15 protein-coding genes are annotated in these 21,054 nt (G+C 57.0%); 10 read left to right on the top strand and 5 right to left on the bottom strand.

Going from position 1 to position 21,054, the window contains the following annotated elements:
• Nucleotides 1-44: 44 nt before the first annotated feature.
• Genes JWR17_RS06675 through JWR17_RS06650 form a run of 6 tightly spaced genes read left to right on the top strand, consistent with a single transcriptional unit; the run spans nt 45 to nt 6,916 of the window.
• A complete protein-coding gene (locus JWR17_RS06675; RefSeq protein ID WP_299829550.1) occupies nt 45-770 on the top strand; it encodes an RDD family protein in 726 nt (241 codons plus the stop codon).
• A complete protein-coding gene (locus JWR17_RS06670) occupies nt 767-1,747 on the top strand; it encodes a stage II sporulation protein M (RefSeq protein WP_299829548.1) in 981 nt (326 codons plus the stop codon). Before JWR17_RS06675 ends, JWR17_RS06670 begins: the two co-directional genes overlap by 4 nt.
• On the top strand, nt 1,734-3,353 hold the full coding sequence (locus tag JWR17_RS06665; RefSeq protein ID WP_299829547.1) for a DUF4129 domain-containing protein: 1,620 nt from the start codon (nt 1,734-1,736) through the stop codon (nt 3,351-3,353). The genes JWR17_RS06670 and JWR17_RS06665 overlap by 14 nt, the downstream gene beginning before the upstream one ends.
• Nucleotides 3,346-4,554 carry a DUF4350 domain-containing protein gene (locus tag JWR17_RS06660; RefSeq protein WP_299829545.1) on the top strand — a complete coding sequence of 403 codons (1,209 nt, stop codon included), beginning with the start codon at nt 3,346-3,348 and terminating at the stop codon, nt 4,552-4,554. Before JWR17_RS06665 ends, JWR17_RS06660 begins: the two co-directional genes overlap by 8 nt.
• A complete protein-coding gene (locus JWR17_RS06655; protein WP_299829543.1) occupies nt 4,551-5,576 on the top strand; it encodes a MoxR family ATPase in 1,026 nt (341 codons plus the stop codon). The genes JWR17_RS06660 and JWR17_RS06655 overlap by 4 nt, the downstream gene beginning before the upstream one ends.
• Complete coding sequence (locus tag JWR17_RS06650; RefSeq protein ID WP_299829541.1) at nt 5,573-6,916, top strand: DUF58 domain-containing protein; 1,344 nt, start codon at nt 5,573-5,575, stop codon at nt 6,914-6,916. The genes JWR17_RS06655 and JWR17_RS06650 overlap by 4 nt, the downstream gene beginning before the upstream one ends.
• Nucleotides 6,917-6,952: 36 nt before the next feature.
• Here JWR17_RS06650 and JWR17_RS06645 read toward each other — a convergent pair whose 3' ends face one another.
• Nucleotides 6,953-7,312 (bottom strand): PilZ domain-containing protein, encoded by a 360-nt coding sequence (locus tag JWR17_RS06645; RefSeq protein ID WP_299829539.1) that lies wholly within the window; start codon nt 7,310-7,312, stop codon nt 6,953-6,955.
• Between the two features lie 307 nt (nt 7,313-7,619).
• On the bottom strand, nt 7,620-7,994 hold the full coding sequence (locus JWR17_RS06640) for a tetratricopeptide repeat protein (RefSeq protein ID WP_299829537.1): 375 nt from the start codon (nt 7,992-7,994) through the stop codon (nt 7,620-7,622).
• A 157-nt stretch (nt 7,995-8,151) separates the two neighbouring features.
• On the opposite strand from JWR17_RS06640, the gene pyk reads away from it, so the two are divergent.
• Both pyk and JWR17_RS06630 read left to right on the top strand, forming a co-directional pair.
• Nucleotides 8,152-9,603, top strand: a complete 1,452-nt coding sequence (gene pyk / locus JWR17_RS06635) for a pyruvate kinase (RefSeq protein WP_299829535.1) — start codon at nt 8,152-8,154, stop codon at nt 9,601-9,603.
• Nucleotides 9,604-9,837: 234 nt separating this feature from the next.
• A complete protein-coding gene (locus JWR17_RS06630) occupies nt 9,838-11,166 on the top strand; it encodes a hypothetical protein (RefSeq protein ID WP_299829534.1) in 1,329 nt (442 codons plus the stop codon).
• A gap of 298 nt (nt 11,167-11,464) precedes the next feature.
• On the opposite strand, the gene JWR17_RS06625 is transcribed toward JWR17_RS06630, so the two are convergent.
• Nucleotides 11,465-12,427, bottom strand: a complete 963-nt coding sequence (locus JWR17_RS06625) for an iron-sulfur-binding ferredoxin reductase (protein ID WP_299829532.1) — start codon at nt 12,425-12,427, stop codon at nt 11,465-11,467.
• Complete coding sequence (locus JWR17_RS06620) at nt 12,420-13,526, bottom strand: diguanylate cyclase (protein WP_299829560.1); 1,107 nt, start codon at nt 13,524-13,526, stop codon at nt 12,420-12,422. The genes JWR17_RS06625 and JWR17_RS06620 overlap by 8 nt, the downstream gene beginning before the upstream one ends.
• Nucleotides 13,527-14,008: 482 nt before the next feature.
• Here JWR17_RS06620 and JWR17_RS06615 point away from each other — a divergent pair, with 482 nt between their 5' ends.
• Entirely contained in the window at nt 14,009-15,532 is a 1,524-nt protein-coding gene (locus JWR17_RS06615; protein WP_299829530.1) for a fumarate hydratase, read from the top strand.
• A 78-nt stretch (nt 15,533-15,610) separates the two neighbouring features.
• Here the strand turns inward: JWR17_RS06615 and JWR17_RS06610 are convergent, their stop codons facing one another.
• On the bottom strand, nt 15,611-18,466 hold the full coding sequence (locus tag JWR17_RS06610; RefSeq protein WP_299829528.1) for an RHS repeat-associated core domain-containing protein: 2,856 nt from the start codon (nt 18,464-18,466) through the stop codon (nt 15,611-15,613).
• Nucleotides 18,467-18,797: 331 nt separating this feature from the next.
• Between JWR17_RS06610 and JWR17_RS06605 the strand changes: the two genes are divergently transcribed.
• A partial coding sequence (locus JWR17_RS06605) for a SpvB/TcaC N-terminal domain-containing protein (protein ID WP_299829526.1) occupies nt 18,798-21,054 on the top strand: 2,257 nt, incomplete at its 3' end.

Genomic DNA, 21,054 nt, shown 5'->3' with positions numbered 1-21,054 from the left:
CTGGCTAGCATCGGGGTTTGTCACCAGGCAAGCAGCTCCTGAAAATGCCTCTCCCACCCGCCTCGCCAAGGATTGCAGCGCCACCCGCGCCGCTGGATACCCGCGCGCGAATCGAAACCCCGGAAGGGATCGATTTGCTGCTACGACCCGCAGGGTTGGTCCCCCGCTCGCTGGCGTTTGGCCTTGACCTGATCATTCGTGTATTGGTCATCGGCGGGCTGTACGCAGTGTTCAGCACATTAAGCACCTTCGGTACGGGCCTGGGCATGCTTGTCCTGTTTCTCGGAAACTGGTGGTACATGGTGCTGTTCGAGGTCCTGAATCAAGGACGTAGTCCGGGCAAGCAGGTCATGGGCCTGCGGGTGATTCAGGATGACGGCACGCCGGTTGGCTGGACCGCTTCGTTGACCCGCAATCTACTGCGCTTCGTCGACATGCTGCCGTTCGGCTATTGCCTCGGCGCCGTCAGTTGCTTGCAGCACCCTATGTTTAAACGCTTGGGCGACTTGGCCGCTGGTACGCTGGTCATCTACCGCGACGCCCCGCTTACGCCCCCGGTTTTCCCGGACGCCCAGGCGCAGGTTGCTCCTTTCGCGCTGAGGCTGGATGAACAGCGGGCGCTGCTGGAATTCGTCGAGCGTCAGGCCAGCTTGTCCCCTGAGCGCACTCAGGAACTGGCGGCCATTCTAGCGTTGCCGCTACAGATACCGGCGGACCAGGCGTTGGCCCGGCTCAACGGCATCGCCCGCGGCTTGTTGGGGTCGCCATGAAACAGAGCCAGTTCGAAACGCGCTATCAACCCGAATGGCAACGGTTTACCCGTCTATTGGAGGCGCTAGAGCGCGGCAAGGTAGACCGCAAGGCCAGCGAGGGATTCGCCAGCGACTATCGGCGCATTTGCCAGCAGTTGGCGTTGGCCCAGGAACGCGGCTACAGCAGTCATCTGGTCGACCCGTTGCACCAAATGGCGACGCGCGGCCATCAACAGCTGTATCGACACCGAAGCCAACTGGGCGCTCAGGTGTTGAGTTTTTTCATGGCCGGCTTCCCGCAATTGGTCAGGGCCCAGTGGCGCTTTATTCTAGCCGCGAGCGTGCTGTTTTTCGGGAGCCTGATCGGTATGGGCGTGCTGGTCTACTGCTTCCCGGACCTGATTTACAGCGTCGTCAGCCCCGAGCAAGTGACCCAGATGGAAAGCATGTACGACCCTTCTGCCCGGCGCCTCGGTGAAGCGGCCATGCGCAGGTCAAGCGAAGACTGGATGATGTTCGCCTACTACATCATGAACAACATTGGCATCGCGTTTCAGACCTTTGCCAGCGGGTTGTTATTCGGAGTGGGAAGCATCTTTTTTCTATTTTTCAATGGACTCATGATCGGCGCGGTGGCTGGCCACCTCAGCGGAATCGGCTTCGGGCAAACCTTCTGGTCGTTTGCCATCGGTCACGGCGCGTTCGAATTGACCGCCATCGCCCTGGCGGGGGCCGCAGGACTGAAACTTGGTTGGGCCCTGCTCGCACCCGGCGCACTGCCGCGCAGCGAGGCGTTGCGCCTGGCAGCAAAAATCAGTGTGCAACTGGTGTGCGGCGTGATGGTCTTTCTGCTGATCGCCGCTTTCATCGAGGCCTACTGGTCTTCATTGAACAGCTTCCAACCGTCGACCAAATACTGGGTCGGCGCGGTTTTATGGACGCTGGTCCCGGCTTACCTCATAGGTGCCGGACGGAGTCACCATGCGCCTGACTGACGCCAGCGTTGCCATTCGCCCACGCAGTCCGTGGGAAGCCATCGATTTGGGTACGCTGCTGGCGCGTGAGCATCGCGTGTTGCTGATGAGCAGTTGGGCCATCGTCACGCTGCCGGTTTTCGCCCTGCTGAGCGTGGTCTTTTGGGACTATCCATCGGTGGCACTATGTGTGTTCTGGTGGCTAAAACCGGCCTTTGAGCGCTTGCCACTGCTGATTCTGTCCCAAGCGCTATTTGGCTCGACGCCCACGCTCGAGGCAGCCTTGACCGGATGGCTACGCCTGCTGAAACCGCAGTTACTGGCCAGTTTGACGTGGCGGCGGCTGAGCATGAGCCGCAGCTTCAAATTGCCGGTGCAACAGCTCGAAGGCTTGTCCGGCCCGGCACGGCAACTGCGCATCGGCGTCCTCAGCCGCGGCAACCTACGGGCGGCGCGCTGGTTGACCTCCATTGGCAGCTCTCTGGAAATGACCCTTTGGATGGGTCTGATGGCGATTTTCTATTTGCTGATGCCACAACAGATTCGTCTGGACTGGAGTTGGAACAGTTTGATCGACATCCAAAACGACTGGACGTGGCTTGAACACCTGAGCAATAGCTTTTACGCCTTGGTCCTGATTTTCTGGGAGCCGATTTATGTGGCCTGTGGTTTCACCCTGTACTTGAACCGTCGCACCGAATTGGAGGCCTGGGACGTTGAATTGGTGTTGCGACGTTTGCGCCAGCGTCTGATCGGCAACGCCTATGGGATTCTCATCGGCGTCGGACTGGTTTTTTCCGTGGGTTCGCCTTCCGTTTGGGCCGATCAGCAAAGCTACAGCTGCCCGCTGCCACCGCCCGAAGAAACGTCGGAAAACCGCCCAGCGGCAGGACCGGAAAGCCCGCGCTTGACCCATCAGAAACTGACCAGCAGCGCCTCTCGTGAAAGCATCAAAAGCCTTTTGGCACTGCCGCCGTTTAAAAACCCGGAGACTATTAGCGGTTGGCGCCTGATCAAAGGCAAAGCCAGCGCCGATAAACCTTCGCCCCCGGTGCAGTGGATCCTGAGCCTGATCAATTGGGCCGAACAAGCGGCCAGCCTGCTCGCCCGGGTTCTTGAAGTGTTGCTGTGGACAGCCGCGGCAGTGCTGGTCGGAATTTTGATCTGGCGTTACCGAGCCTGGTTTCGCACCTTTGTCAGCCGCCGACAAAAATCCAGGTCCGTGCATCGAACGCTTCCGCAACAGCTGTTCGGTCTGCAAGTCAATGCCGAAAGCCTGCCCGACGATGTGGCCCGTGCCGTTGAACATTTATGGCCACACCAGCCTCGTGAGGCAATGGGGTTATTGTACCGGGCGCTGCTTAGCAAGCTGTTGATCGATTATCACCTGCCGTTGAAAAACGCCGATACCGAAAGCGAAGTATTGCAACACGTTGCCCACCTCAAACTCCGCAGGCTTAGCGAATTCAGCCTGCAACTGACCACCCATTGGCAAAACCTCGCCTACGGCCATCAGTTGCCTGCCGTGTCGGTGCAACAGGCCCTGTGCGAAGGCTGGCGTGACTTGTTCGGTGGCCAGGCCAGCGGCGTATCCGGTGCTGTTTCTGGCGGACAGCGCCATGAGTAGGCGTAAGTTCCTGGCAGTCGGCTTGCTGGTGCTCGCGCTTCTGGCGCTGGCGGGGCGCTATGCCTACACGCACATGGAGCGCTACAGCGAGATCATTGATCGAGGCCCGTCGCCAGAGGCTCGTAAAAACCCTTATCTGGTCGCCGAAGGGTTTTTAAAGCAACACTCGGTGCCGGTCCAAACAACCCAGGTGATTCAGAACCTGCCGGACCCGCGCCAAAATCAACAAACGCTGTTGTTGCTCGCCGACCGCGAAGACATGACGCCCCGGCAAGTCGAGCGCCTGTTGACCTGGACCAAACTGGGCGGCCATTTATTGTTCGTCGCCGAACGGCTGTGGGACGGGCAAACGGGTCGAAGCGGCGACCTGTTGCTGGACCGGGTGCAGGTTCATCAACTGCTCAGCGCCGACCTTCAGCCGCCAAATCGTGGGGACCGTAAAACCGAAAATACTTTCGGCGATATTCCTTTTGCCTTGCGCGCGCCCACGGAATCTCCGCAGTTGACCAAGCTGTATCTGGAGAACGAAAAAGACCCGGCCTATTTCAATTTTGACACGCGCTACCACCTTGAGGATCCGAACGACCACGCACAGTCATGGGCCAACAGCGACACCTCAACGCACATGATGCAGTTGATCTATGGCGACGGTTTGATCACGGTGTTAACCGACAGCGAGGTATGGAAAAATCAAGCCATCGGTCGTTACGATAACGCCTGGCTACTCTGGTATCTGACCCAGGACAGCTCGGTGACGATGTTCCTGCAGTCCGAACACAGTGATCTTTTCAGTCTTTTGCTGCGCTACTTCCCTGAAGCGTTGGCGGCGTTGGTGCTGCTGTCCATAGTGCTGCTGTGGCATGTCGGCATCCGCCAGGGTCCGATGCGGGCTCCGGCGTCCAGGGCGCGACGGCAACTCATCGAGCATGTCCACGCCAGTGCCGATTTTTTGCTCAGGCGCAGTGGCCAACAGGTGTTGTTGCGCGCCCTACAGCAAGACATTTTGCGTCGTGCCCGGCGCGTGCACCCCGGTTTTGAACACTTGGGTGTCGCCGATCAATGGCAGGTGCTGGCGCGCCTGACGCGACAACCCACCAGTGCTATCAGTCAGGCTTTGCGCCCACGGCCCAGCCAGCGACTGTCCAGCAGCGAATTCACCCGTCAGGTTGCCCACCTGCAAACACTCAGGAATGCCCTATGAGCGAACATTCGACGGACCCGCAAAGCAACGCCGATGCCCCGCCCGCTCCCAGCAATCAGGGGCAACAACGTCAGCGCGCCAGTCAATTGGCTCAAGCGCTGCACCATGAACTGCAAAAGGTCCTGATCGGTCAGAGTGCAGTGATCGACGATGTGCTGACCGCCTTGATCGCAGGTGGGCACGTCTTGATCGAGGGCGTTCCGGGGCTGGGTAAAACCCTGCTGGTTCGCGCCCTCGCCCGCTGTTTCGGTGGCGACTTCGCGCGCATTCAATTCACTCCCGACCTGATGCCCAGCGACGTCACCGGCCATGCGGTCTACGACATCCAGACCGAGCAGTTCAAACTGCGCAAAGGCCCGCTGTTCACCAACCTGCTGCTGGCCGACGAGATCAACCGCGCACCGGCAAAGACTCAGGCTGCGTTGCTGGAAGCCATGCAGGAGCGCCAGGTCACGCTCGAAGGTCGCGCCCTGCCGATCCCTCAACCGTTCATGGTTTTGGCCACACAAAACCCCATCGAACAAGAAGGCACTTATCCCTTGCCGGAGGCCGAACTCGATCGGTTCATGCTCAAGCTGCGCATGGATTATCCTGACGCGGCCGAAGAGCTGAGCATGGTCCGCCAGGTCACCCGCTCAACCAAAGCCGACATGCTCGACGTGCACCCGCCCCGTACTGTGCTGCAGGCGAAGGATGTCCTGGTCTTGCAGCGGATTGCCAGTGAATTGCCGCTGGACGAACAGGTGCTCGATTACGCTGTGCGCCTGGCCCGCACCACCCGCAGTTGGCCGGGCCTAGCCTTGGGCGCTGGCCCTCGCGCATCCATTGCACTGGTCCGCGGCGGTCGGGCTCGGGCGTTATTGCGCGGTGGCGAATTCGTCATCCCCGACGACATTAAAAGCTGCGCACTGGCCGTATTACGTCACCGCGTCAGGCTTTCGCCAGAACTGGACATCGAAGGGCTGTCGGTGGATCAGGTACTCAAGCAATTGCTTGATCAGGTTCCGGCGCCGCGCCTGTGAGACAAACACTAAAGCCCGCTCGCCTGCAGCTTTGGTGGCTCGCAGGGCTGACGGTGGTGGCGATTATTATTGGCACCCTGGCCGCGTCAGGGGTGGATGTGCCCAACGGTATATCCGTGGCGTGTTGGGGCTTGCTCGCGGCGACAATCATCTTCAGCCTGATCGATGCGCTGAAACTTTCGCGTTTGCCATCGCCGCGCCTGCAACGCCAGTTACCCGGCAGCCTGGCACTGGGGCGCTGGAGTGAGGTGCGGATAACGGTCGAACACGATTACCCTCAGCCTATAACGCTTAGCGTGTTTGATCATGTGCCGGAGGGCCTGACATTCGAAAACCTGCCACAACCGATGACGCTGCGGCCCGGCGAACAGGGTGAGCTGGGTTATCGTTTACGGCCTTTAAGCCGAGGGCATTTTGATTTCGAGCGATGCGAAGTAAATCTGCCCAGCGCGCTGCGGTTTTGGACAACTCGCCGGTATGTGCCGCTCATGGACGCGAGCCGTGTTTACCCCGACTTCGCAAGGCTTTATGGCGGGCAATTGCTGGCAGTGGATAACTGGCTGAGTCAATTGGGCGTACAACAACGTCAGCGCCGTGGCCTGGGCCTGGAGTTTCATCAACTGCGGGAATTTCGTGAAGGTGACAGTCTGCGGCAAATTGACTGGAAAGCGACTGCCCGCCAGCGCACGCCCATCGCCCGTGAATACCAGGACGATCGCGACCAGCAGATTGTTTTCATGCTCGACTGCGGCCGGCGCATGCGCAGCCAGGACGGCGACCTTGCGCATTTCGACCACGCGCTAAACGCCTGTTTGCTGCTGAGCTACATTGCCCTGCGCCAAGGCGATGCGGTGGGAATATCAACCTTCGCGGGGGAACAGGACCGTTATCTGGCACCGGTCAAAGGCACCGGTCAATTGAACCGATTGCTCAACAGCGTCTACGACCTGGGAAGCACTCAACGCCCCGCCGACTACAGTGCCGCCGTGCGTCAGCTGTTGGCGCGACAAAAACGCCGCGCCTTGGTGGTATTGATCACCAATTTGCGCGATGAGGATGACGAACAGTTGCTAAGCGCCGTCAAACAGCTCGGCCGGCAACACCGGGTGTTGGTCGCCAGCTTACGAGAAGAAGTGTTGGATAACGTCCGTCAGACACCGGTTCAGACCTGGCACGACGCCTTGGCCTATTGCGGCACCGTCGACTTTCTCAACGCCCGTACAGCATTGCATGAGCGATTGATCGCCCACGGTGTGCCGGTTCTGGATACGCGCCCCGGCGAACTGGGAGCACAGTTGGTGAGCCGATACCTGGGTTGGAAAAAGGCTGGCACGCTTTAGTTCGGTGCCAGCGCTACTACATCCTGCATCCTGCAATCAGGCCGAAGCGCTTTCAGGGTGAAAGCTGAAATATCGTTGCAGCGCCAACACCAACTGCATGTACTCCACTGGCATGGTCTGCAACATAAACCCTGAGTCGTAATTGCCTGGGGTCTCGTCCTCGTGGCACCAGAGACAACCCGCATTGAGGTCAACCACTCTTGCCTCACCATCGGTGTTCGGGATTTTGAGTCTTAGCTCAAAATCGGCCCCTACCAAAATGGGCAGACTGCTGATCAGCATCAAGCCGTGCTCTGAAACGTTGCCCAAATATCCCATGGGTTTATCGGTGAAACGATTGAAAACCTGTAAATAGTAGGGCAAATCATGACGTTCGATTCGTCGCTCGTTTAGCATGTCTGACTGTCGCTATGAATAACCATTAAGCATGGTCGCGCTAGTGCTATGTGATTTTTCGCCGGTGCAGGCAGTTTCTGCCGTCCAGAAAAAAATCTCCCTTTTTATCCCCGCGCAGTCATGCGAGCCAATGCCTGCCGCCAAGTGAAACGGCGTAAATGCTCATTGCGTGGGAATATGCCAGTCCATAGCAATGTGTGCGCCTATACGTCAGTACGTCAGTGCCTGCGCTCCTTCTGATCACATCCTAGCTTACCACTGGCGCTCAACCACTCAAAAGAGTGACCGTCCATCCAACCGAATACCCTTATAACGGTGCAGGACTCGGTTGAGCAGATTCGCCTGCATGAACATGCCCCAACTGCTGCAATGTATCCATTCGCGCACGCGCCCTGAATGCATATTCACTGGTCGGATATTCAGTCAGGATGAATTGGTAAGTCTGTGCAGCATCGACGTACAGCTTTTGACGCTCCAGGCACTGACCACGCAACATCGATACTTCCGGCTGGATGTAACGACGCGTACGGCTTTCGCGCTCTACCTGGGACAGCTCCAGTATAACGCTTTCGCAATTTCCTGCAGCATACGAGCGGTAAGCGCTATTGAGGTGTTCATCCATCGACCACCGGGTACAGCCTACGACACTCGCCATCAGGGCAAAAACGATCAAAACTCTCATGTGACTCTCCTGTGCTCTGCAGGGTATCGACCCGGTATTAAAATTCTTCAGGGTGTTTTTTGCCCTGTATCCTGGTGCGCAGGTAGTGCAAAGGAACAATGACTACAGACCAAGACAGTAGTAGCCTCACGCTGCGCTTCAACTAAGGAGACTGTGCATGACCGTTCGTCGCACCAAAATCGTCGCCACCCTTGGCCCGGCCAGCAACTCGCCGGAAGTCTTGGAACAATTGATCCTTTCAGGTCTGGACGTTGCCCGTCTGAACTTCTCCCACGGCACACCGGAAGAGCACAAAGCTCGCGCCCTCTTGGTCCGGTCGATTGCCGCCAAGCACGGGCGCTTCGTCGCACTGCTGGGTGACTTGCAAGGGCCAAAAATCCGCATTGCCAAATTCGCCAACAAGAAGATCGAGCTGAAAGTGGGTGATCTGTTCACCTTCTCCACCACTCATCCTCTGAATGAAGGCACCCAGGACATCGTCGGCATCGACTACCCCGATCTGGTCAAAGACTGCGGTGTGGGCGACGAGCTGCTGCTCGACGATGGCCGCGTGGTCATGCGTGTCGACACGGCAACCGTCGACGCCTTGCACTGCACGGTCTTGATTGGCGGCCCGCTGTCCGATCATAAAGGCATCAACCGTCGCGGCGGTGGCCTCACCGCCCCAGCCCTGACCGAGAAAGACAAGGTCGATATCAAGCTGGCAGCTGAAATGGAGCTGGATTACCTGGCCGTTTCGTTCCCGCGCGATGCTGCCGACATGGAATACGCACGCAAACTGCGCGACGAATCAGGTGGTACTGCCTGGCTGGTCGCGAAGATTGAACGCGCTGAAGCCGTGGCCAATGACGAAACCCTCGACGCCCTGATAAAAGCCAGTGATGCGGTGATGGTTGCCCGTGGTGACCTCGGCGTTGAAATCGGTGACGCAGAACTGGTCGGCGTTCAAAAGCGCATCATCTTGCACGCACGTCGCCACAACAAAGCGGTGATCGTGGCAACGCAGATGATGGAGTCGATGATCCAGAACCCGATGCCGACTCGCGCAGAAGTTTCCGACGTGGCGAATGCCGTGTTGGACTACACCGATGCGGTAATGCTCTCGGCAGAAAGTGCTGCGGGTTCGTACCCGATTGAAGCGGTCCAGGCGATGGCGCGCATTTGCGTCGGCGCCGAAAAGCACCCGACCGGTAAATCCTCCAGTCACCGTATAGGCACCAGCTTCGAGCGTTGCGACGAAAGCATCGCCCTGGCAGCCATGTACACGGCGAACCACTTCCCCGGTGTGAAAGCGATCATCGCCCTCACCGAAAGCGGTTACACGCCGTTGATCATGTCGCGGATTCGTTCTTCGGTGCCGATCTACGCGTTCTCTCCGCACCGTGAAACACAGGCGCGCGCCGCCATGTTCCGTGGCGTCTACACCGTACCGTTCGACCCGGCAGCGCTGGAGCCTGGCAAAGTCAGCCAGGCAGCAGTGGACGAGTTGCTCAAACGCGGCCTGGTGGAAAAAGGCGACTGGGTGATTCTGACCAAGGGTGATAGCTATCACACCATTGGCGGCACCAACGGCATGAAAATCCTGCACGTCGGCGATCCAATGGTCTAAGACCGCCCCGGCAGTATAAAAAAGCCCTGATTCGAAAGAGTCGGGGCTTTTTGCATTACGTTGTCCCGTTTGTCCGCACCTGTCATTTATGACAGTTCACAGCTTGTTTTTTTAAGCGCGTAATGATTACAACGTCAGAGAGTCACCTCGTTATCTGTTTAAAAAAATGGACGTCGTGGTCAAAAAAGCGCCACGTCAATACAGCCGACAGGCATCTCAAGGGATGGAAAACACATGACAACTAAAAATAGACAACCGAACGCTGCAGGCGCTCTTGATCAACGTTTTGGCGCTGGCAAAACCGGAAAAATTATTTTTGATTTTGCAGATGCATTAACCAGTACAGCCTACAGCGTCGCGTTACAGACCGACCTTAAAATAGTGGTGGCGGGGAACGCGGGCGGTAAGTTCGCGATCGTTCGACTGACCACAGAGGGCTTTCTGGATGACAGTTTTGGAAGCGGCGGTTTCGTGACCGGTGAGTTTCAACAAGGCTTCAACGCCAGCGGGTCAGCGGTCAGTAGCCTGCCAGACAATAAAATAATTTTAGTCGGCTCCCATATTGTCGGCTCCTCTGAGAGCCATGTTGCCGTTGCCAAATTCCTCACCAATGGCGACTTGGACACCACATTTGGAGATAGAGGCCGACTGATCCTGCCCGCACCGCTGAAGGCAGAGTCTTCTATGCCTGCGGCCCACCCCCCTCGCCTGGCGTGGGCAAGCGAACGTTCCGCTGCCGCAGGTAGCGCCAGCATCCATAAGCTCCCTGGCGGGAAAATCCTTGTACACAGCCAACACGGTTATCCAACTTACGGTGTTATCGCAAGATTGAACGAGAACGGCGCTCTGGATACATCGTTTGGCGGACGAGGCTATATCGTTGTAGCGCATCCGGACTTCGACAACACCTATACAAACGCGCTACAGGTTGATGCCGACAACGCTATCATCGCTGGCGGAAACATTATCGTCCAAGGTAAAACCAGGTGCGTTCTCGCGCGCTATGACGCTGATGGCAAAATCGACACCGCCTATGGCCAAAATGGTTATGCCGTCTTCGGAAGGAGCAATGAGAACCAACAACTTGAACATTTGGTTGGCTACGGAGACGGCAAGGTATTAGCGATTGGCGCTTTTAGAGAAGAAGGTGCCGACTTTTCAGCGTCGCAGTGCATGTTATGGGGCAGGGACAGCGACGGAGGTCCAGATAAGGGCTTCAATAAAGGACTCATAACGTTAGCTCCGGTGGCTGAGTCCGGCGCGATATGGTCTATAGGCGGCGTATCCAACAATAAAGTTACCGTGGCCGGCTTCTCCTACGGTGCTGAGGAGTCCGACACGTTCGTGGGTCGCTATCACCTGACCGACATAGACGGTGAAAATAGCGGAGGCTCGTTGGACAGCAGTTTCGGCGGCGGAGTGGGCTGGGTCCGTACCAAGACAGGACCCAATGCCGACGTTGTCAGCGGTTTAGTCCTGCAACCCGATGGAAAAATCGTGGTTTGCGGAACGTCAATTTCAACTACCGGACTCAAAGCATTCGTCGTGCGCTGCCTGGGTTAAACAGCAACGGACCTTCTGTAGAAGGTCGCCCGTCGTCCAGACGCCGCGCTGTCGCGCAGTAAACATGGTCTTTGTAGGAGCTGCTGAAGGCTGCGATAGGCCGGGGTCGCCGGCGACCGGCAGCCCTTCAGTGGCATCACGAGGAACGACCGGTTCCCGGTCGAATCGCAGCCTTCGGCAGCTCCTACAGATTTCTTTTGATCAATAAGTTATGCATTGTTTGATAAGTGCCAAGGCGTTGGCGAAAAAATTGACGGTATGTCCGACACACCGCCTCGCCAACATATGGCTCCAGTGATCAAAGGCGATTCACTGTCGGCATTGAATTCCGACTTAAAAATACATCAGCCAGTAATTGATTACGCGGCAAACCCGCCATATATAGGCGCTTGGCAAATTGCTCGACGCTAACCGGGCCGCCGCAGACCAGGGCTATGGTCTGCCGGGAGAGAATCCGCAATTCAGCCAATGCCGTTGGCAGCTCTGCTGCGGTTATCAGCTGAATCTGCACCTGAGGGTGCAACAGCGCCAGTTCTGCCATTGGACCGGCCAGATAATGCTCGCTGGCATCATGGGCCACATGAATAACTCGAATCGCGCCCTGATGTTCTTGACGTAAGGCTTCACGCAGCACGCCCCACAACGGCCCTAATCCGGTCCCGGCGGCCAATAGCCATAACGGACGGTTTTGCCAATCTGGATCGTATTGCAGTGCACCGCCGCGTAACTCTCCCAAACGTAACCGATCGCCAGCCTGTAACTGACGCGCAGCGTCACTAAAAGCCCCCGGTTGGCGGCAATCAAGGTGAAATTCCAGAAAATGGTCTTCTTCGGGCAGGCTTGCCAGGGAATACGGACGGGCGACACCGTTAGCCGCCCACAACACCATGTGCTGGCCGGCGCGATAACGCAGCGGGCGCTCCGGCACCAGACGTAAACGCAAGACCGTCGAGCTTAGCCAGTCGCAACTGTCGACCGTGGCGGGCAAACCATCGAGCAATGGATCAAAGGCTTCCACCGTCAGGTTCTCGATCACCTGGCACTGGCACGCCAACCTCCAGCCTTGCTGACGCTTGCTGGCCTCCAACGCTTCGGGCAACGCATCCGCCGGTTCACCCCGCAAACACCGCACCAGGCACGCGTGGCAACTGCCTGCGCGACAGCTGAAGGGCACAGCAACACCGGCGCCGTTCAACGCATCCAGCAGATTACTGCCCGCAGCGACCGACCACTGCCGATCGCCTACCTGAAGTTCAGGCATCGACTTGTTCCCACGCTGCAGCACAACGATTACGCCCGCCGCGCTTGGCCCGGTACAACGCCTGGTCAGCGCGCTGCAAAGCGTCGTCGAGGTTGTCGCCGGTGTCCAATAGCGTCATGCCAATCGACAGGCTTATATCGGGCACCACCATTCCGACCAACTCGATTCGGGTAAACGCCTCACGCAGCCGCTCGCAACAGTAAGTCAGGTGCTCGGAGGTACATTGCGGTATCAACAACACAAACTCCTCACCACCATAACGGGCCAGAACGTCACCCTCGCGCAGGCAAGCGGACGCTACCGCAGCAAACGCTTGCAACACTTGATCCCCAGCCGCATGGCCGTAAGCATCGTTTATACGCTTGAAGTGATCCAGGTCAATCAACGCCAGACCATGGGAATACGAGCTGTCCATGGCCTCCAGCTCCCGAGAGGCCATGCGCAGAAAGTGGCGGCGATTGAACAAGCCCGTTAACTCATCGGTGGCCACCAAGTCTTCAAGCTGGCGCATCATCCCGCGCAATGTGTCTTGGTGCGCCTGAAGAGCAAAACGCCGTTGACGCATCTTCTTTTGGGAATCCTGGACGTAACGGGCGTACAGACACAACCAAAACAGCACGACGAAAAGCGCCAGCACCTGCAGCGCTGCCAAGCCTGGGTCCGATAGTTGTTGGTGAAACGCCTCCCAAAGGTTGAGTCCGGCGAAGCTGACGAACACGAACGCCACACAGCGCAGAAAGGCTCTCGGCTGCAGGTGAAACAGGCCAAACAGCATCGCAACAACGTAGAGGACCAGGAACGCGCCGCGAGCGCTGTGCAAGTGCGCCAGCAAATAGGTTTGCCAGCCCAAGGCCAGTAACACCTGGAATTCGGTCAGGCTCGGGTCACGGAACCGTAGATTATATCCACGGTGGAACACCCCCCACAGCAGCACCTGGCTAAGGATCACCAAGCACGTGCTGACACAAGCTTCGCTTGCCGAAGCCTGGTAGTAATTGGTGAGAATGGCTACCCAAGTCAGCGCTAGCACCAACACATAAGTGCTGGCTGCTAGCGCAAATCGCTTTAGTAACAAATTCTGAATAGCTTTTTCCGTCACTTGCTGACTCACCGTGCTCAAAGGGACTCCTTCCCGTTCCGGCATAAACCGCTAGGTGGCTAAATCCATCAGCCTGTCTTCGGCCCACTGCAATCACATTTGAATATTTCGCTTTTTTTGTACTGTTTCTGCTGCTTCACGACACGTTGCTGTCTTCAAAACGACAAGATTCCATCTGCCGAGGTCAGCCGCGACCGTAAAGGCCACTTGCCACTTTAGTAGGACATTTCAGAAATGACTATGCAATTTTCTAAATGCACCGTGCAAAGCTTCTATTGCCACGCAAAAAAGGTGCCCATCTTGAGGGAGACTTTGGTTTGTTCAATCGGCTGTACGCAGCACAGCGCCGCGTTATACTGCCGCGCCTTTTTTGCGTCGGCGTTGTGTGTCGGCGCGCCTTTTTAAAAATGCTTTCCAGCCGCGTACCGCGCTACTGTCAGGCAGCTAATTAATGTTCCCGTCCTAGCAGAGGAGCGTGCCACATGACCGTGATCAAGCAAGACGATCTGATACAGAGCGTCGCCGACGCCTTACAGTTCATTTCCTACTACCACCCAGTAGATTTCATTCAGGCCATGCATGAGGCCTACCTTCGCGAAAAATCGCCTGCTGCACGGGATGCCATGGCGCAAATCCTGATCAATTCGCGCATGTGCGCGACCGGCCATCGGCCGATTTGTCAGGACACCGGCATCGTCACCGTATTCGTTCGCGTGGGCATGGATGTGCAATTGACCGGCGCCAACATGGGCATTGATGACATGATCAACGAAGGCGTGCGTCGCGCTTACAACCTTCCGGAAAACGTACTGCGTGCTTCGATCCTGGCCGACCCGGCCGGCGCTCGGAAAAACACCAAGGACAACACCCCGGCAGTGATCCACTACTCCATCGTCCCAGGCAACACCGTGGAAGTGGACGTGGCGGCCAAGGGCGGCGGCTCGGAAAACAAATCGAAAATGGCCATGCTTAACCCGTCTGACTCCATCGTCGACTGGGTACTCAAGACCGTTCCGACCATGGGCGCTGGCTGGTGTCCACCCGGCATGCTCGGCATCGGCATCGGTGGCACTGCCGAAAAAGCAGCGGTCATGGCCAAGCAGGTGTTGATGGACCCGATTGATATCCACGAGCTGAAACTGCGTGGTCCATCGAGCCGCATCGAAGAGCTGCGCCTGGAGCTGTTCGAGAAGGTCAACCAACTCGGCATCGGCGCTCAAGGCCTTGGCGGCCTGACCACTGTGCTGGACGTGAAGATCATGGATTATCCGACCCATGCCGCCTCCTTGCCGGTGTGCATCATTCCCAACTGCGCCGCCACCCGCCACACGCACTTCGTGCTCGACGGCAGTGGTCCGGCTGCACAAGAGGCGCCGCCGTTGGACGCCTACCCGGACATCGTTTGGGAAGCAGGCCCTTCGGCTCGCCGGGTCAACCTCGACACCCTGACACCGGAAGAAGTGCAAAGCTGGAAGCCGGGCGAAACCTTGCTGCTCAACGGCAAGATGCTCACTGGTCGCGATGCTGCGCACAAACGCATGGTCGAGATGCTCGACCGTGGCGAACCCTTGCCGGTAGACCTGAAGGGGCGTTTCATCTACTACGTCGGCCCGGTTGATCCGGTACGTGACGAAGTGGTTGGCCCTGCCGGTCCGACTACCGCGACGCGGATGGACAAATTTACCCGGCAGATCCTCGAGCAAACCGGTTTGCTGGGCATGATCGGCAAATCCGAGCGCGGTCCAACCGCTATCGAAGCGATCAAGGATAACAAAGCCGTGTACTTGATGGTCGTGGGCGGCGCCGCTTATCTGGTTGCTCAAGCAATCAAGAAGTCCCGCGTACTGGCCTTCCCTGAGATGGGCATGGAAGCGATCTACGAGTTTGACGTGACCGACATGCCAGCCACCGTTGCGGTGGACACTCAAGGCATATCGGTGCACAACACTGGTCCTGCGATTTGGCAGAAGAAGATCAGTGAGAGCTTGGCGGTCGAAGTGCAGTAAACGATCAACGTTAGAGGGGGGGTTCGCAGGGCGGTCCTCCCCCCATGGCTTCAATCCCTGGTCATGACCTTTTAATCGTCAGATCCACACGCCTGTCCCTCCCGTCTTTCTCGCGTTAATAAACACATTAAGATGCCTGCCCTCTCTTCGAGTTGAACTAACAACAAATTTTTTCTGCGGCTCGACCACCCCCTCCACTTCGTCCAACGAAGTAATCTCCCGAGCGCCTCCCTGAAGAATAAAAAGAACTGGGTGTGTGCGGTTTACGAATTCGACTTCATGGAATATACCTCCAGTGAATTTTTTTGCTTCACTCTCGTCCGTGGAGAAAGAGGTAAATCCGCTCGTGGTCAACTCAGCACCTGCCTTAAACTTATCGAGATCGTCGACTCGTGCCCCCCGGTACAGTTCGCCCCTCATGGTTTTCCCAAGAGACGCTATAAATAACCTCGCCGTTCCCGCAGGGTAGTCACGTTGTTTCTTCAACAAGGCGATCGCGGGATCAAACATCAGTCTTCGGCGGGACGCTGAGAGTTTTATCGTTGCTTCGCCGTTATTGCTGGAAAGTTCTCTGAACGCCTCATTACTCGCGTTATCAAAGGAATGAACGGAAGCTCCCTGTCCAGTAACATAGCTCCTGGTTGCAGTATTGATGTAGCGAGCCCCTGCATTGGTCGACCAGAACAAGTGCAGCCCTTGTTTTTGATTGTCCGTCATTCCCACTCTATCTTTAGCTAACTCCTCTTCACGGGGTATAAACTCAGTTAGCCCATACTTCCAAATCGTTTCTCCATATTTTCTACGGCTAAGGCCCATCTTTACAATTTCGTCTCTCATCCACCGTTGCGCCTTACTGAAAGCCTCCTGTCTCATAAACGGATTGAGCGCGTCTCCTGACCGGAATAACTCCACAGCTGTTCGCTCAGCCAGTGATTTTAAAGCGTCATTTAGCTCTACCGGAGCCAACCCATCCGCGTCAAATCGGTTAACAGGCTGATTCCCCACCATCGCATACACATTCAACCCCTCCACAACCCCAGCAGGATCTGGATTGATCCACCGCGCCAACCAAGGGGCGTAATACCGGAACCCGTAGTAATAAAGCCCCGTCGCATCCAGCTCCTTGCCGGAATACCGAATCGTTTTATAGTCGGCTTCCACTGCACTTCTACCCGCCCACCACGCCGTGCCGCCAAATGGGTAGTACCCTTCCTGGCTGATTAACTCGCCTTGTTGATCCACTTCCAATGTGCTTGACCCCAAATGGTCACTTAGGCTGTACCGCAGTTGATCATTGGCGACTTGCGCTGGTTTACCTTCCTGCCAATGCAGCACTCGACAGCCCGAGCCGCTTATTACATGGAGGGTTTCGCCGGTAGCGGTGTCAGTGCGAATTTCCAGTCCCGGCAGGTAGCGTACTTCGGCGCGATGGGTCACGCTGGCCGCTTGGGTAACGCGAATTTTAAGCGCCCGCTGACCGCCCCCATCGTAGACATAACGCTCGTAGTCATCACTACCGCTGTCACGTATCACCGGGGTAACCTGCCGCAACTGGTTTCGCAGGTCCCATTCCAGCGCCTGGCCTGGCTGCAGAGCGCGTAAATTACCGTTTGCGTCAAAGCCTGCGCAGAGCTCTGCCTCATCTGGCCGATGACCGCCCACTACCGGCAAGCTCCGGTTGGAATAGCGGGCGGTAACCGTTTCGCGGGTATAATTCTGGCCACCTACATGGGTGAGCGTCTGCATATTGCCCGCCGCGTCGTAACTATATCGCTGGGTGTAATTGGCCATCCAGCCGGGATCGGTGCCTGGGGATTGGAAGTCCGGACGATCCGGGCCCACTGAAGCACTGAGCGCCTCTCGGCCCGTGGCTTCAATCAGCTGATAAAGCGTGTCGTAAACATAAGTATTGACCGGGACAATGGCCTGATTACGAAAGTATTTCGTCGCCTGTGCGGCGTCTTCAATCCGCAGGATATTTCCCACAGGGTCATAGCCATAGTTCAAATCCTGCAGCAGCGTGTTATCGCTTTTTCGTGCTGTAAGACGCTGTAACTGATGACTGACGGGGTCGTAATATCGGTTAGTGACGACACCGTTGCCTGCCACCTCGGTTTCGGCGTTGCCAAAGGCATCATAGTGGATGTCGCCGACAAGCTGCTGTTCTTCCTGTCCCATCAATTGCAGGCAAATACTTTTTAGTTCACCCGCAACCGTTGTGTTGAAATGCTGAGTATTACCCATGGCGTCCACCTGGCCCAGTGGTTCACCCAATGCATTGATACACGCCACTGTCACCGCACCGGGGGCCGCTTCCAGCCATCCATCGCGCTCAACTTCAGCCACTGGCCAATCGGGCGAGGACAGGCCCTGAAGAAAGCGTCGCTCCTGATGCAACAGCACACCGCCAATACTAAACTCGTGAAACCAACCTGTACCTGCCGTATCGTCATGGCGTATTAATTGACCGCAACGGTTGTGTGCCGCTGCGGCCGCATCAAAATCTGCGTACGTGCACCGCTCGATTACCCTCATAACGCTATGAGTGGCCTGCTCACATAACGTCACCGGCCGCAGCAACGTGTCGTACTCGATAACCGTATGAGTTCCTAGTCCGTCCCACCCCTCCGTAGCTTGACCCGTCTCACCACTCAATGTGATACGCCAACCCGCATCCACACTCTCGGTCAGTAACACCGAACCGGACAGGCTAAGTTGTTGGCTTAGAGTGAACGGCACTGCCTCACCTTCTGTAAGGGTAAGGTTGAACAAGCGCGGATCACGCACCTGTATCCCACGACCTGCGGTGTCATAACGCTGTTGAGTAATGAGTGCGTGCGACGGCTCGTCGTGTGCTCGCCGCCAAAACTGCACTGTGCGGACCGCCAATCCCCTTGGGTCATGGACAGCAAGTAAAGGTGTGTGCTCATCCATACTCGTTTCCCTGATCGCAACATACAGGCCGGGGCGGAAACACACCCTTGCATCCACCGTAGCAAATACGGTTGAACGAAACTACCTGTCAGAAATGACAGTACCCATCGAAAGCTTCGTGAAGCGTATTCCTTAAAAACAAATGAAATAACTCATATAACAAATTGATCACCTTGTTAATACCTTGTTTTACATAGCAAAAAATATAAACCTGTCACTTATGACAGGTAGCCAGTTCCAGCACTTTAATTAATCCTGATCTTCATTAGGTACGCGCGCCTTATACCGGCGCCGAACGTGTTACTGCAAAACAACCAACGGATGACCCGTCATGACCAACCAGGAGCAACAACCGGGTATTAGCGCGCCATCCCTGCCAAAAGGCGGCGGCGCCATTCATAGTATCGGTAAAGGCTGGGGGGCGGTGGGTACCACCGGCGCAGCCTCTTTCGACATCGCCCTGCCGATCAGCGCCGGGCGTGGGTATGCGCCGGGCCTGGGGCTTAGCTACCAAAGCTCGGTGGGTAATGGCGTATGTGGTCTTGGCTGGAATATAGGCCTGGGGCGGGTGGCGCGACGAACCAGCAAGGGCGTGCCGACCTATACCGACGCCGATGTGATCGTCGGCCCAAACGGCGATATCTGGATGCCCGAGCGCGGCGGCGATGGGGTAATCAAGCACAGCGAGGTCACAACGTATAACGGCCAACCGTTGGGCGCGAGCTACCTGGTGATTCGTCACCTTCCGCGCCTGGAAGGCGCTTTCGACCTCATCGAGCATTGGCGGCTGAACAGCCTCGACCCGGGCTTCTGGCTAATCCACGGCGCCGATGGCAGCTTGACCCTATACGGCAAAAGCCCCCGCTCACGCATCGCCGACCCCTGCGACGCGACCCATGTCGCCGAGTGGCTGCTGGAAGAAACCATGAACGCCCATGGCGAGCATATTCTTTATGAGTACAAGGCCGAGGATGAGGTTGGATTACCCGTCGACCACCCGCGCAGCTTTGAGTCCCAACGTTATTTAAGCCGGGTGCGATATGGCAACTTCCAGCAACACCCTGCGCTGTATCTGTGGGACCTCGAATCGTTAGGTAATCTTCAATGGCATTTCGATTTGCGGCTCGACTACGGCGAGCGCAGCACAGGGCGTTCGGATAAACCGACCTACGCCGAACAACAGGCGTGGCCAGTGCGTAGCGATCTGCACTCTTCGTTCGCCTACGGTTTTGAGCTGGGCGATGTACGCCTGTGCCAGCAGATACTTATGTTCCACTACTTTCCGGATGAACTGGGCAATGCTCCTGTACTAGTGGGTCGCTTGCTGCTGGAGTACAAGCAGCTGGGCTTGACGTACAGCGTTATCGCAGCAGTGCATAGCCAGGCTTACGATGCCAGCGGAGCCATGGAGTCACGTCCGCCGGTGGAATTTACCTACAGCGAATTCGACGTCAGCATAGGAAAATTCACCGAGTTTGAGGCCATGCCGGGCCTTAATGACGGCCAGCTTTATCAACTGGCGGACCTGTTCGGAGATGGCTTGGCCGGGGTGCTGTACCGCAGCGATAAGAACTGGCTGTACCGTGAGCCTCTACGTGCCGATGGCGATGCCGACGGCAACCAGGTGGCGTACGGACCCTGGCAGCAATTGCCAATGATCCCGGCAGCGGACTCACACACATCGGTGCGCCAGACGTTAACCGACCTCACTGGGGATGGGCGGCTTGACTGGGTAGTAGCGCAACCCGGCACGGCAGGTTTTTTCACCCTGAACCCCGATCAAAGCTGGTCAACATTTGCGACCTTCGCTGCATTCCCTCAAGAATTTTTTAACCCGCTCGGACAGATGGCCGACCTCATCGGGGGCGGATTATCTGACTTGGCCTTGATCGGTACTCGCAGCGTTCGCTTGTACGCCAGCCGCCGCAAACGCGGTTTCGCCCCCGGCGTTGAGGTGCATCACGATGATGACGATTTACCCCTGTTAAGCGACAGCCCCACTGAGTTAGTGGCCTTTAGCGATATTCTGGGCACAGGCCAACAGCACCTGATCCGAATCCGCCACAACGAAGTCAAATTCTGGCCCAACCTGGGGCGCGGACGATTCGGTAAAGGCCAGCTATTCGCCAGCCTGCCGTTCAGCTACGACGAATTTGATGCCGGGCGAGTGCGGCTGGCGGACATGGACGGCTCTGGCGCCCCCGATCTGCTGTACCTGGAGCCTGATCGCGTACGCATGTTTATGAATCAGGCTGGCAACGGCTTTGACGAGGCGTTTTCACAACGTTGGCCAGACGGCGTGCGTTACGACCGCTTTTGTCAGGTGAGCACGGCAGATTTACAAGGGCTTGGCTGTTCGAGCTTGATCCTGACCGTGCCGCACATGAGCCCCCGACACTGGCGCTTGGACTACCCGCAGGTCAAACCTTACTTGCTTAACCAGACAAATAACAACATGGGTGCGGTCGGAACGGTGACCTACCGCAGCTCGGCGCAGGAATGGCTGGATGAAAAACAGGCCCTGCGAGCATCGGGCGCAGTCGCTGTATCTGAGGTGCCGTTTCCATTGCATGTTGTTGTGCAACAGA

Source organism: Pseudomonas sp., assembly GCF_028293835.1.
Classification (GTDB): Bacteria; Pseudomonadota; Gammaproteobacteria; order Pseudomonadales; family Pseudomonadaceae; genus Aquipseudomonas.
Note: the sequence above shows the minus strand (reverse complement) of the source record. Positions and strands in the feature narration are given on the sequence as shown.

Coding starts and splice junctions, on each gene's coding strand:
- JWR17_RS06675 (WP_299829550.1), top strand. CDS start 45: ATGCCTCTCCCACCCGCCTCGCCAAGGATTGCAGCGCCACCCGCGCCG.
- JWR17_RS06670 (WP_299829548.1), top strand. CDS start 767: ATGAAACAGAGCCAGTTCGAAACGCGCTATCAACCCGAATGGCAACGG.
- JWR17_RS06665 (WP_299829547.1), top strand. CDS start 1,734: ATGCGCCTGACTGACGCCAGCGTTGCCATTCGCCCACGCAGTCCGTGG.
- JWR17_RS06660 (WP_299829545.1), top strand. CDS start 3,346: ATGAGTAGGCGTAAGTTCCTGGCAGTCGGCTTGCTGGTGCTCGCGCTT.
- JWR17_RS06655 (WP_299829543.1), top strand. CDS start 4,551: ATGAGCGAACATTCGACGGACCCGCAAAGCAACGCCGATGCCCCGCCC.
- JWR17_RS06645 (WP_299829539.1), bottom strand. CDS start 7,312: ATGCTAAACGAGCGACGAATCGAACGTCATGATTTGCCCTACTATTTA.
- JWR17_RS06640 (WP_299829537.1), bottom strand. CDS start 7,994: ATGAGAGTTTTGATCGTTTTTGCCCTGATGGCGAGTGTCGTAGGCTGT.
- pyk (WP_299829535.1), top strand. CDS start 8,152: ATGACCGTTCGTCGCACCAAAATCGTCGCCACCCTTGGCCCGGCCAGC.
- JWR17_RS06630 (WP_299829534.1), top strand. CDS start 9,838: ATGACAACTAAAAATAGACAACCGAACGCTGCAGGCGCTCTTGATCAA.
- JWR17_RS06625 (WP_299829532.1), bottom strand. CDS start 12,427: ATGCCTGAACTTCAGGTAGGCGATCGGCAGTGGTCGGTCGCTGCGGGC.
- JWR17_RS06615 (WP_299829530.1), top strand. CDS start 14,009: ATGACCGTGATCAAGCAAGACGATCTGATACAGAGCGTCGCCGACGCC.
- JWR17_RS06610 (WP_299829528.1), bottom strand. CDS start 18,466: ATGGATGAGCACACACCTTTACTTGCTGTCCATGACCCAAGGGGATTG.